Raw genomic sequence first — 12,192 nt, 5'->3', positions numbered from 1 at the left:
CAGAACATAGTTTTTTCATGGGGTCAGTTTGGAGGATTGACCCAAAGGAGGGGGTTTTGTATGTTGCATTTGACCACGGCGCTGGACCCGGCTTCCGGCGTGCCCTTATACGAGCAGCTCTACCGCAGCCTGGCCGGGGAGATCCGGTCCGGGGCCCTGCCCGCCGGGGCCCGGATGCCCGGCAAGCGGAGTCTGGCGGGGGCGCTGTCGGTCTCGGTGAACACGGTGGACGCCGCTTATCAGCTGCTGGCCGCCGAGGGGTATCTGGAATCCCGGCCCCGCAGCGGCTTTTACGTTCAGGAATACCCGGCCCTCCCCCGCCGGGCCGAAGCCGCCCCCGCCGCCCCGGCGGCGGCTGCACCGCCCGCTGACCCGCCGGTGCGGTTTGATCTGTCCACCGGCGGGGTGGATACGGGGCTCTTCCCCTTCCGCACCTGGGCCCGGCTCCAGAAAGAGCTGCTCTACTCCTCCCCCCAGCTGCTGGCCCCCGGCGACCCCAGGGGGGATATGGAACTCCGCCAGGCCCTGGCGGGGTATCTGGAAGAATACCGGGGGGTGCGGTGCGGGGCCCATCAGATCATTGTGGGGGCGGGGCTGGAATATCTTCTGGGCCTATTGGCCCCTCTGCTGCCCGGCCCCGCCGCCGTGGAGACCCCCGGCTATCCCCGGGCCCGCCGGGTGCTGGAAAACAACGGCACCCCCTGCCGCTGCCTGCCCATGGACGAGAACGGCCTGTCGGCCCGGGCGCTGGAAACATCAGACGCGGCGGTCTGCTACGTCACCCCCAGCCACCAGTTCCCCACCGGGGTAACCATGCCCGCCCCCCGCCGGGCCGAGCTGCTCCACTGGGCGGCCCGCCGCCCGGGGCAGCGGTATATCATCGAGGACGACTACGACTCGGAATTCCGGTTCGACACCCGGCCCCTGCCCAGCATGCAGGGGATGGCGGGGGCGGACGGGCCGGTGATCTATCTCTCCACCTGTTCCCGGAGCCTGGCCCCCGGCATCCGGGTGGCTTATCTGGTCCTGCCCGAGCATCTGCTCCCCGCCTGGCAGGCGGCCTATGGCTCCTATGCGGGCACCGTCAGCCGGTTCGAGCAGCAGACCCTGGCCCGATTCATCACCGAGGGATATTTCACCCGGCTATTAAACCGGGAGCGAGTGGCCTACAAGGCCCGGCGGGACGCCCTGGCCGCCGCCCTCACCGGGGCGTTCGGCCCCGAGGAAATTCGGCTGGGGGGCCTCCACACCGGGCTCCACCTGCTCCTCACGCTTCGGCATCCCCCCGCCGGAGACGAGGCCCTGGTGGCTGCCGCCCGGGCCGAGGGAATCCGGCTGTCGGCCCTCTCGGCCTACGACCTCACCGGCCGGGGGGCGGGCCGGTCGGGCACCCTGGTTCTGGGTTACGGCGCGCTGGCGGACTCGCTCTGCCCGGCGCTGGGGGAGACGTTGAAAAAAGCCTGCACCGCCGCCCGGGACCGCTCGTCGATGGTGTAATATCCGCTCTCGGCCTCCCAGAGGCCGGGCAGGGCGCTGCTCTCCACCGGAGCGGATTGGTTCGCCAAAAACTCCAGGGTCTCGGCCAGGATATAATAGTCCCCCGCCGTCAGGTCGGTGAGGAGGCTCCCCGACACCGACCGCAGGGCATCGGGCAGGGCGGCGGGGAGTTTTTCCAATTTTTGACGGAAGAAGGAATCCCACACCGCCGCCCGGGCCGCTGCCTGCCGCTCAGGGGGGATGTTTTCGTTTTCTTCCAGCCCGGCCAGAAATTCATGGAGCGGCCCCGGGGCCCAGTCCTGCACCGCCCCGCTCTGGCCCAGGGTTTCCAGCTCCTGGGCGGTGAGGGCCCCCGAAAAACTCACCCGCAGGCTGCCGAAGGGCTCACAGATTTCCGACAGGGTGTCGGGGGCGATGGCCAGATACCGGGTGCCCTCGGGCAGTTCCAAAACTTCGGTCAGGGCCTGGAGGCAGCGGGCCGGGCCCGCGCTATTATAACAGGTTTGGAGGGTGGCCTCCCCCTCCCCGAAGGGCACCGACAGCTGGCCCGGCAGGGCCAGCAGGTTCAGACTGTTCTGGTCAGCGTTGAGGTAGACCAGCACGAAGCCGGGTTTCTCCCCCGCCACGCAGACCAAAAGAGTCATCTGGTCCTCGGCTTTGGGCTGGGCGATGGGCACCCCGCTCTGGCTCTCGGCGGCCCGAACCCGCTGCTGGGCCTGGTAGCCCCCCAGCAGCACCGTGCCCCCCACCAGGGGGGTAAGGACCAGCAGAGTGGTCCAGAGAGCTGTCCAAAAACTTTTCCAGCCTCCGCTGTACATAGAAAAAGACCTCCCGTCTCGCAGTTTCGCGCATAAAGTATGGGCCGCCGGGGCAGACTGTATGCACAAAGCGAGGTGGAAGAAGATGACCGATCAAAATAAAAACCCGAAACCCTTCACCCCTGAGGAAGAGGAGGATTTCTGGCTGGAGCTGGGGCCTCCCAGCGCCTATATTGGGCTGGACGCCTACCAGACCGCCCGCCGGGAGGGGGACGCCTCCCCCGACGGCAAACGCCTGGGCTTCACCGGGGCGGAGCCCAAAAACACCGCCGTCCTGCCCGAGACCGAGAACAGCCTGGACGACATCCCGCCCATGGACCGGTAACCCGACCCAAACAAAAAGAGGCTGCTGCAAAACCTTTGTTTTGCAGCAGCCTCTTCTGTATTTTATCTCTGGGAGAATCAGCCCTTGTTCCAGCGCTGGTAGTCTTTGTGGACCCGCATACGGCTGACGGCCCGGGCCAGGCTGTACTGGGCGATCCGGTACTCCTGAATGCTCCGTTTCTGGAGCAGGGCCTCCTTGGCCTCGTCGGCGGCCCGGCGGGCGCGGTTGATATCGATCTCCTCGGGGCGCTCGGCGGTATCCACCAGCACCAGCACGTCGTTGTTCTCCACCTTGACCAGCCCGGCGGAAACGGCGGCGATCTTCTCCACCCCGGCGTCGGGGCCCTCGGCGGGGCGGTAATGCAGCTCACCGGGCGAAACCGCCGAGATCATATTGATGTGGTGGGCCTGGACGCCGAAAGAGCCGTCCGGGCAGGGAACGATGAGGTTTTCGCACTCTCCCTCAAAGAAGGTGTTCTCCGCCGCCAGGATACGCAGGTGAAAGGTGTTCATTACAGCTCACCTGCCTCGATCTTGCGGGCTTTTTCGGGCACATCCGAGATGGGGCCCACGTTGAAGAAAGCCGCCTCGGGGTACTGATCCATCTCGCCGTCCACAATGGCGGCAAAGCCCTTGATGGTCTCGGACAGCGGCACATAGACGCCCGGAATACCGGTGAACTTCTCCGCCACATGGGTGGGCTGGGAGAGGAAACGCTGGATCTTGCGGGCGCGGCTGACCGTCTTCTGGTCCTCCTCGCTCAGCTCTTCCATGCCCAGGATGGCGATGATGTCCTGCAGCTCGCGGTACTTCTGGAGAATCTCCTGCACCTTGCGAGCCACACGGTAGTGCTCCTCGCCCACAATGTCGGGCTCCAGAATCCGGGAGGTGGACTCCAGGGGGTCCACCGCGGGGTAGATGCCCTGCTCCACGATCTTACGGCTCAGAACGGTGGTGGCGTCCAGGTGGGTGAAGGTGGTGGCGGTGGCGGGGTCGGTCAGGTCGTCGGCGGGGACGTAAACGGCCTGGACCGAGGTGACCGAGCCATCCTTGGTGGAGGTAATCCGCTCCTGCAGCTCGCCCATCTCGTTGGCCAGGGTGGGCTGGTAGCCCACGGCCGAGGGCATCCGGCCCATCAGGGTCGAGACCTCGCTGCCGGCCTGGACAAAACGGAAGATGTTGTCGATGAAGAGCAGCACGTCCTTATGGGCCTCGTCCCGGAAATGCTCGGCCATGGTCAAGCCGGACAGGGCCACCCGCATACGGACGCCCGGGGACTCGTTCATCTGGCCAAAGACCAGGGCGGTCTTGTCGGCGGTGCCGCTCTCGTTCATCTCGCGCCACAGGTCGTTGCCCTCGCGGCTGCGCTCACCCACGCCGGTAAAGATGGAATAGCCGCCGTGCTCCATGGCCACGTTGTGGATCAGCTCCTGAATCAGGACGGTCTTGCCGACACCGGCGCCGCCGAACAGGCCGATCTTGCCGCCCTTGGCGTAAGGCTCCAGCAGGTCGATGACCTTGATGCCGGTCTCCAGGATTTCAATGGCGGGGTTCTGCCCCTCAAAGGGAGGGGGTTTGCGGTAAATGCTCTTGACGGGGGTGTCGGCGGGCACCGGCTCGCCGCCGTCGATGGGCTGGCCCAGGACGTTGAACATCCGGCCCAGGACCCGCTCGCCCACCGGCACCTGAATGGTGTGGCCGGGGGCGCGCACCTCCATGCCGCGGCCCAGCCCCTCACTGGGGGCCAGCATAACGCAGCGGACGGTGTGGCTGTCCAGATGCTGCGAGACCTCCATCACCCGCTCGCTGTCCTCTACCGTGACGGAAAGAGCCTCACGGATCCGGGGCAGGGGCAGATTTTCAAACATCACGTCCACGACAGGGCCCGAGACCTGTACGATTTTGCCTGTATTCAAATGGGTCACACATCCTTTCCTTCTTTGCGGGCTGCCCGGCGGGCCGCCTCGCGCTTGCGGCGCTGGGCCTTTGCACCCGCAGACACCTCGGTGATCTCAAGGGTGATGGCCGCCTGGCGCACCCGGTTGTATTGCAGGGACAGCTCGTCCAAAAGCCGCTGGGCGTTCTGGTTGGCGGCGTCCATGGCGGTCATGCGGGCGTTCTGCTCGCTGCAAAAGCTGTCGATCAGGGCGCTGTAAATAAAGCCCGAGATATAGCTCTCGATCATATTATCCAGCACGGTGACCATATCGGGCACGAACTCAAAGCTGTCGGAGGAGTGGTCTTCTTCGGTAGAGGCAAAGTGGGCCCGGTGGAAGGGCAGCAGGCGGGTGCTCTGGGCAGCCGAAGCCAGGCTGCTGGCCATATCGGTGTAGACGATATAGATTTTCTTCCACTGGCCGGCGTTAAACCCCTCCAGCAGGATGGTACTGATCTCCCGGGCGCGCTGCAAAGTGGGGTTCTGCGCTGTGTAGAGGAAGCTCTGCTCGATGGGAATATGGTGCTGGGTGAAATAGTGCCGCCCGTACTCGCCGACGACAAACAGCTTGGTGCCGGGGTGGTCGGCCAGGACCCGCATGGTCTCCTTGACGGCGTTCTGGTTGTAGGCGCCGGCCAGGCCCTTGTCGGCCGTGATGACCAGACAGGCGTAGGGGCCGCCCTTGATGTCGTCCTCGTGGGGCGGGTAGAAATAGCGGCTGCGGATGTCGCTGGAAGTGCGGAAAATCCGCTTGATCTCGCCCCGCAGCGCCTCAAAATAGGCGCGGGTGTGGGCCAGATCCTCCCGGGCGCGGCGCAGCTTGGTGGAGGAGATCAGATACATGGCGTTGGTGATCTTCTGGGTCTCCCGGACGCTTTCGATCCGGTCTTTGATCTCTTTGGTGCTCGCCATGTTACTGCCCCTTCTTCTGATAGTCTGCTACAAAGACGCGGGCCAGGTCGATGATCTGCTGGCGGTCGTCGTCGGGCAAAAGGCCGGTGGAGTCGATCCGCTGGCAGAGGGCGGCGTCCTGCTGCTCGAACCAGGCCAGCATCTCGTGCTGGGCGTCGCTGATCTTCTCGGCGGGAATCCCCTCCAGCACATGGTTCAGGGCAGCCACCAGGGTGATGACCTGCTCGTGCTGGGTGAGGGGGTGGTACTGCTTCTGGCGCAGCAGCCGCATCAGGCCCTGGCCGTAGGTCAGCTGGCGCTTGGTGGTCTCGTCCAGATCGCTGGAGAACTGGGTGAAGACCTCCATCTCACGATACTGGGCCAGATCCAGACGCATGGCGCCGGCGGCCTTCTTCATGGCCTTGGTCTGGGCGTCGCCGCCCACACGGGACACCGACAGACCCACGTTGACGGCGGGGCGCTGACCGGCGAAGAAGAGGTTGCTCTCCAGGAACAGCTGGCCGTCGGTGATGGAAATGACGTTGGTGGGGATATAGGCGGAGACGTCGCCGGCCTGGGTCTCGATGATGGGCAGGGCAGTCATGCTGCCGCCGCCCAGGTCGTCGGACAGATGGGCCGAACGCTCCAACAGACGGCTGTGGAGGTAGAAGACGTCGCCGGGGTAAGCCTCACGGCCGGGGCTGCGCTCCAGCAGCAGGGACAGGGCGCGGTAGGCGATGGCGTGCTTGGACAAATCGTCGTAGACGATCAGCACGTCCCGGCCCTGGTGCATAAAGTACTCGCCCAGGCTGCACCCGGCGTAGGGTGCAATATACTGTAAAGAGGCAGAATCGCTGGCCGAGGCGTTGACCACGATGCAGTAGTCCATGGCGCCGCGGCGGCGGAGGTTCTCGGTCAGCAGGGCCACCGAACTGGCCTTCTGGCCGATGGCCACATAGATACAGACCACGTTCTTGCCCTTCTGGTTCAGGATGGTGTCCAGCGCCACAGCGGTCTTGCCGGTCTGACGGTCGCCGATGATCAGCTCACGCTGGCCGCGGCCGATGGGAAACAGTGCATCCACGGCCAGCAGACCGGTCTCCATGGGCTGGTTGACCGGCTGGCGGTGGATGATGCCGGGGGCCGGCCGCTCAATGGGATAGTAGGCGTCGGCCTGGATCTCCTCGCCGCCGTCGATGGGGTTGCCCAGGGCATCCACCACACGGCCCAGGAAGGCCTCGCCCACCGGCATACCGGCCACCTTGCCGGTGCGGTGGACCGGGTCGCCGGCCTCAATGCCGCTGCTGTCGCCAAACAGAACGCAGCACAGCTCGTCGGGGCGCAGCTCCTGGACCATACCACGGATGCCGTTGGTAAATTCCAGAACCTCGCCGTAGACCGCGTCCTGAAGCCCCGAAATGGTGGCGATATCATCGCCCACGGTCAGCACGGTGCCGATCTCTTCGGGCTTGGTGCTGGGGGTCCAGTCGGTGACGGTCTGGCGCATCAGGGGCAGCAGGTTCTCCTGGCGTGCATCCAGGGCGACGATCTTGCGGCGCAGCTGCTCCATCCGGCTCTGAAGGCTCCAGTCATAGACATCGGAGCCCACCTCCAGGCGGAACCCGCCCTTCAGCTCGGCAGTCTTTTTCCAGACCAGGGCCGGGGTGTCGTCGGGGTAGGTGCGGGCCAGAAAATCCTCAAACCCCTTGCGCTGTTTCTCGGTAGGGGCCTCGAGGCTGTACAGAAAAGCGGTGGCCGATTCAGGCTTTTTCATGTTGCTCATTCTGCTTCCTTTCCCCTGCCAGGTTCAAAAATTCATCGAAAGCGGCGTTGCTGGACTGCAGGGTCAGTTTGGCGGCAGCATCCAGGGCCAGCTCCTTGATTTCCTTCTGGGCATCGGCCACCGCTTTGGTGCGGATGCTCTCGGCAGCCTTCTGAGCGCCGGCGATGATCTGGTCGGCCTGCTCTCGGGCGTGGTCCAGCTGCTGCTGGGCAGCATCCTGGGCGATCTTCTGGCTCTCGGCGCGGCGCTGGCGCAGCTCCTCATCCAGCTGATCCAGCTGGGCCTGGTGCTCGGCTTCCAGCTTCTCGGCGGCGGCCAGCTTGTCGGCGGCGGCCTTGTCCATCTCTGCGTAGTGGGCGGTGCGCTGATCCATAAATTTCTTGACGGGATTGTACAGGATAAAGTACAGGCCGCCCGTCAGGATCACAAAGTTCAGCATGTGCAGAAAAATCTGCTGCAAATTAATATTCAGAGGGAGATTCATTGTGGTACCCTCCCGCGCTTACAGAACAAAGATAATCAGAATCGCGGCCAGCAGGGCGTAGATGATGGCGGTCTCGATAAAGACCAGGGTCAGCATCATGGAAGTACGGATCTTGCCTTCGGACTCGGGCTGGCGGGCGATGCTCTCAGAGGACTTGGCGCCCAGCATACCCATGGAGATGGCGCCGCCGGCGGCAGCCAGACCCACGGCCAGAGCAGAAGCATAGGCCTTGGCGGCGGTGGAGGAAGCCTCGGTAGCCTCGGCGGGCTCGGCCTCGGTCTCAGCCTCAGCGGACTGAGTGGTAGCGGGGGCAGTGGTGGCGGGCTCGGTGGCGAAAGCGGGAGCGGCCAGGGCCACGGTCAGGGTCATCAGGACCACCAGGACAGTGAGGACGGAAAGAACTTTCTTGAGATTCATGGTCTTCATAATACGATTTAACCTCCTGAATTGGGAACAGCAATCAATCAGGCCGCGAGGGCGTCGCTGTTCTTTTTGTGATGTTTGACTTTGGGCTGGGCGGGCTCAGACACCTCGCCGTAATACAGGGCCACCAGCATGGTCAGCACGTAGCTCTGGATCAGAGAGTGAAGCATGGTGAACATGATGCCCACAATCACCGGCAGCACATAGCTGAGGGTGATATAGTAGTAAACCAGCTCGGTGACCAGCAGGCCGCTGAGCAGAGCGCCGAACAGTCGGAAGCTCATGGAGATGGGGAGCGAGAACTCCTTGAGGGTGCGGCCCACGCCGCGGATGCCCACGGCGCCCACGCCGCCCGACATAATGAACAGATAGGACAAAACGCCCATGCCGATGGCGGCGTTGACGTCCGACAGGGGGGCCGGCAGGGCCATGGAATGGCCCGCGGTGGTCACCACCTGGACACCCAGCAGCTCAAACAGGGTGCTGACAAAGACATAGGTTCCTGCGCTGAAGAGGTAGGGCCCCAGAACCTTGTTGTGGTGGGGGCTGTTCTTCTCGGCCATCCCGCGGAAAGTATCCACCCACAGCTCCAGCAGCAGCTGCAGCTTGCCGGGGTTCTTTTTGAAACGGGGAACCGCGAAGATCCGCAGGCAGAGGGCCAGCACCAGCAGCGCGGCCGTCACCACATAGGCCGAAATCAGGCCAGGATTTACATCCATGATCCCGAAAAGGCTCACCTGTCCATTCTCGTGCAGCACAGCGTCACGCATCATTGTCTTAACGCTTTCGCTCTCTCCGCCGGGAGCCCCGGTCAGGACAGAGGCAGCCGCCAGCACCACGATCAGGAAAAGCCACAGGATAAGACTCCGCTTATTCTGTTTCATGGTTTTGGAAAGACTCCTTTCATTCGATGATATTCAACCTGCCCGGACGCCCCGAGGAGGGCCGCCGGGCCTCGACCGCCCCCGTACCCAGAGGAAGCGGTTTTCAAATGGTAATTTTGGGTCTAGTGTATTATACTCTCGATCGCACAATTTGTAAAATATCTTGTCCGTATGCTCGTAATACATTTTCAGCATGGCAAAATACATCACAATCCACAAATGAGAAGTAAAATTTTTGTAAAATTTGACCACAGCCGTCCAACCTCCCATGAGGCTGCCCCGCTGTTCTGCCCTGCGCCCGGCCCCTCGCCCCTTTCAGGCCGCAACCAAAACGAGATGGACACCCCAAAAAGGGCGTCCATCCCGTTTTTGAAATTATTCCCGTTCAAAGACCAGAAAGCGGAAGGAGATGGTGCATTTAAGCCCCGGCAGGGCGGCCAGGCGGGCCGCGCCGTCGGCGGGGGTGCGCCAGTAATAGGGGGTCATGGCAAACAGGGCGGAAAGCTGCCCCGCCGGGACCTCAATCTGGCCGGTGACTTCCCTCTCCCCCACCGGCCGGAAGCCGGGGTATTCCACCTGCTGGACCGGATTTTTGTAGGGTTTCTCGTAGAGCACGGCCTTCATCTCATAGAGGTGGTCGGCCCCGGGCACGGCATAGATCAGCCGCCCGCCGGGCCGCAGCACCCGGAGAAACTCCTCCCGGGCGAAGGGGCTGAAGATGTTCAAGAGCAGATCGGCCCAGCCGTCCCGGACGGGCTGGGAAAAGCTGGAGGCCACCGCATACCGCCCGGCGGGCAGGGCTTTGGCTGCCAGACGGACGGCAGGTTTTGCGATGTCAAAGCCCGCCAGTTCCAGGGGCCGCCCGGCCTCTTCAAAAGCCCGGGCGATGCACCGGTCGTACCAGCCCTCGCCGCAGCCCGCATCCAGCAGACGCAGGGCTTTTCCTGCGTTGGCGGGGGCGCCATATTCCAGGGCCAGCTGGCCCAGCGCCTCGCCAAAGATGCCGTAATACCCCGCCTCCAAAAAGGCGCGGCGGGCGGCCACCATCTCTTTGCTGTCCCCGGGGGCCTTGGTCCGCATCTTCTGGACCGGCAAAAGGTGCCAGTAGCCCTCTTTGGCCCGGTCGAAACTGTGGCCTTTTTCGCACCGGAGGGCCTCCGCCCCCGTCAAAGCCCCGCCGCAGAGGGGGCAGCGCCAGGGCAGGGCCCCGAATTCTTCTTTTACATCTGGCATTTCTGGATTATTCCTCGGTGTGGTCCTCGATGGGGGCGGTGGCGCCGCCATGGGCCGTCATATAGTCCTCGAAGTTTGCGAACTTCTGCTGGGGCGGCCGGCGGCTGATCAGCACCAGACCCGGATCGTCGTCCCGGGCGGGGGTGCGATTCCGGCGGCCCCGGCCCCCCTGGTTCCGCTCGGGGCGGGGGGCGGGGTTCTTCTCGGGCCGGGGGCTCGAATTTTTCTCAGCCCGGGCGGGCTTTTCGGCCTTTTCAGCCGGGGCGGCCTTCTGGGGCTGGGGCTGTTTTGCGTTCTGTTTGGGGGCCGGGGCGGCGGGGTTCTTGCCGCCTTTCCGGCCGGGGTTCTGCCCCTGGTTTTTGCCGCCGTTATTCTGGTTCCGGGCGGGGGCGGGCTGCTGCCGGGCCTCCACGATCCGGTCCCGGCTGGCGGTCTTGGGGCTCTGGGCCGTGGGCACCGTCCGCATGGGTACGGCGGGAACCTCGGGCCCGCTCAAAAAGTGGGGGTCAAACTTGGGCTGGGCGTTGCTGCCGCCCCGTGCCGGGCGCTCCGGGCGGGGGGCGGACTGCTGGGCGCCGCCCTCACGCCGGCGGTTCCGGCGGGAACGGCCCTCGCCGCCCTCTGCAGGGCGAGAGGCGCGCTTTTCGGTATCTTCCATGATTTTTTCCTCGTTCCGTTTGGTTTGTTGGGGGGCGGGCTCGGGGCGGCGGGTTCGCACCACGGCCGCCGGGGCCTCCGGTTTGGCGGGGGCGGGAGCGCCGTCCCAGGGGTGGCCGGTGACCACCGGAATCTTCTTCCGGTTCAGCTTCTCGATCCCGGCCAGATATTCCTGCTCCTCGGGGGCGCAGAAGCTGACGGCGGTGCCGTCGGCCCCGGCCCGGGCGGTCCGACCGATCCGGTGGACGTAGGTCTCGGGCACCTCGGGCAGGTCGTAGTTGAACACATGGCTCAGCTCGCTGATGTCGATGCCCCGGGCCGCAATGTCGGTGGCCACCAAGACGCGGGTTTTGCCCGCCTTGAAGCCCTCCAGCGCCGCCACACGGGCGCTCTGGCTCTTGTTGCCGTGGATGGCCGCCGCCGGGATGCCCTGTTTCACCAGGTCCCGGGCGATCTTGTCCGCCCCGTGTTTGGTGCGGCTGAACACCAGGGCGTTCACCACCGGGGGCTGCAAATTCTGGATCAGCCAGGGCAAGAGATAGCGTTTGTTGCCCTTCTGGACAAAATAGAGGCTCTGGTCGATCCGGTCCACCGTGCTGGACACCGGGTCCACCTTGACCCGGGCGGGGTCGCGGAGGATGCCCGCGGCCAGCTGCTCGATCTCGGCGGGCATGGTGGCGCTGAACATCAGGTTCTGGCGCCGGGCGGGCAGTTTGGCGATCACTTTTTTCACGTCGTGGACAAAGCCCATGTCCAACATCCGGTCCGCCTCGTCCAGGACGAAGATCTCCACCCCGGCCAGGTCCACAAACCCCTGGCCGATCAGGTCGTTCAGCCGGCCCGGGCAGGCCACCAGGATCTCCACCCCTTTTTTCAGGGCCTCCACCTGGGGCGCCTGCCCTACCCCGCCGAAGATGACGGCGCAGCGCAGGGGCAGGTATTTGCCGTAGAGGGCGAAGCTCTCCCCGATCTGGAGGGCCAGCTCCCGGGTGGGGGTCAGGATCAGGGCCCGGACCGCCCCTTTCTTCCGGGGCGGGTTGGCGGCCAGACGGTCCAGCATGGGCAGCGCAAAGGCCGCCGTCTTACCGGTGCCGGTCTGGGCGCAGCCCAAAAGATCCCGCCCGGCCAGCACCGGCGGGATGGCCCCCGCCTGGATGGGCGAAGGGGTCTGGTATCCCGCCTGAGCCACGGCCCGCAGCAGCGGCTGCGAGAGATTCAGTTCTTGAAATGTCAAAGGTCGTTCTACTCCTGTTCCGGCCCGG

The 12,192-nt window shown here is 64.6% G+C and carries 12 protein-coding genes; 2 read left to right on the top strand and 10 right to left on the bottom strand.

The features are described from left to right. The first annotated feature begins 60 nt into the window (after positions 1 to 60). Entirely contained in the window at positions 61 to 1,497 is a 1,437-nt protein-coding gene (gene pdxR, locus JCM17207_RS10190) for a MocR-like pyridoxine biosynthesis transcription factor PdxR (RefSeq protein WP_238317545.1), read from the top strand. Here pdxR and JCM17207_RS10185 read toward each other — a convergent pair. After that, complete coding sequence (locus tag JCM17207_RS10185) at positions 1,404 to 2,315, bottom strand: hypothetical protein (RefSeq protein ID WP_238317544.1); 912 nt, start codon at positions 2,313 to 2,315, stop codon at positions 1,404 to 1,406. The two genes, pdxR and JCM17207_RS10185, sit on opposite strands and share 94 nt — an antisense overlap. A gap of 85 nt (positions 2,316 to 2,400) precedes the next feature. Here JCM17207_RS10185 and JCM17207_RS10180 point away from each other — a divergent pair, with 85 nt between their 5' ends. Further along, positions 2,401 to 2,640 (top strand): hypothetical protein, encoded by a 240-nt coding sequence (locus JCM17207_RS10180; RefSeq protein ID WP_238317543.1) that lies wholly within the window; start codon positions 2,401 to 2,403, stop codon positions 2,638 to 2,640. 77 nt (positions 2,641 to 2,717) lie between these two features. On the opposite strand, the gene atpC is transcribed toward JCM17207_RS10180, so the two are convergent. From atpC to JCM17207_RS10135, 9 genes are all read right to left on the bottom strand, one after another. Beyond that, positions 2,718 to 3,152: an ATP synthase F1 subunit epsilon gene (gene atpC / locus JCM17207_RS10175; protein ID WP_238317542.1), complete on the bottom strand. Its 435-nt coding sequence runs from the start codon at positions 3,150 to 3,152 to the stop codon at positions 2,718 to 2,720. After that, positions 3,152 to 4,555, bottom strand: a complete 1,404-nt coding sequence (atpD, locus tag JCM17207_RS10170; protein WP_238317576.1) for a F0F1 ATP synthase subunit beta — start codon at positions 4,553 to 4,555, stop codon at positions 3,152 to 3,154. Before atpD ends, atpC begins: the two co-directional genes overlap by 1 nt. A gap of 5 nt (positions 4,556 to 4,560) precedes the next feature. Continuing rightward, positions 4,561 to 5,487, bottom strand: a complete 927-nt coding sequence (atpG, locus tag JCM17207_RS10165; RefSeq protein ID WP_238317541.1) for an ATP synthase F1 subunit gamma — start codon at positions 5,485 to 5,487, stop codon at positions 4,561 to 4,563. A gap of 1 nt (position 5,488) precedes the next feature. Next, complete coding sequence (gene atpA, locus JCM17207_RS10160; RefSeq protein ID WP_238317540.1) at positions 5,489 to 7,240, bottom strand: F0F1 ATP synthase subunit alpha; 1,752 nt, start codon at positions 7,238 to 7,240, stop codon at positions 5,489 to 5,491. Next, positions 7,227 to 7,733 carry a F0F1 ATP synthase subunit B gene (locus JCM17207_RS10155; RefSeq protein ID WP_238317539.1) on the bottom strand — a complete coding sequence of 169 codons (507 nt, stop codon included), beginning with the start codon at positions 7,731 to 7,733 and terminating at the stop codon, positions 7,227 to 7,229. The genes atpA and JCM17207_RS10155 overlap by 14 nt, the downstream gene beginning before the upstream one ends. 18 nt (positions 7,734 to 7,751) lie before the next feature. Next, positions 7,752 to 8,159: an ATP synthase F0 subunit C gene (locus JCM17207_RS10150; protein WP_238317538.1), complete on the bottom strand. Its 408-nt coding sequence runs from the start codon at positions 8,157 to 8,159 to the stop codon at positions 7,752 to 7,754. Positions 8,160 to 8,197: 38 nt separating this feature from the next. Continuing rightward, positions 8,198 to 9,040, bottom strand: a complete 843-nt coding sequence (locus JCM17207_RS10145) for a F0F1 ATP synthase subunit A (RefSeq protein WP_238317537.1) — start codon at positions 9,038 to 9,040, stop codon at positions 8,198 to 8,200. 375 nt (positions 9,041 to 9,415) lie between these two features. Next, positions 9,416 to 10,273: a putative RNA methyltransferase gene (locus JCM17207_RS10140; protein ID WP_238317536.1), complete on the bottom strand. Its 858-nt coding sequence runs from the start codon at positions 10,271 to 10,273 to the stop codon at positions 9,416 to 9,418. 7 nt (positions 10,274 to 10,280) lie between these two features. Next, positions 10,281 to 12,164 carry a DEAD/DEAH box helicase gene (locus JCM17207_RS10135; protein WP_238317535.1) on the bottom strand — a complete coding sequence of 628 codons (1,884 nt, stop codon included), beginning with the start codon at positions 12,162 to 12,164 and terminating at the stop codon, positions 10,281 to 10,283. Positions 12,165 to 12,192 lie beyond the last annotated feature (28 nt).

Source organism: Faecalibacterium gallinarum (assembly GCF_022180365.1).
In the GTDB taxonomy this organism is placed as follows: domain Bacteria; phylum Bacillota; class Clostridia; order Oscillospirales; family Ruminococcaceae; genus Faecalibacterium; species Faecalibacterium gallinarum.
Note: the sequence above shows the minus strand (reverse complement) of the source record. Positions and strands in the feature narration are given on the sequence as shown.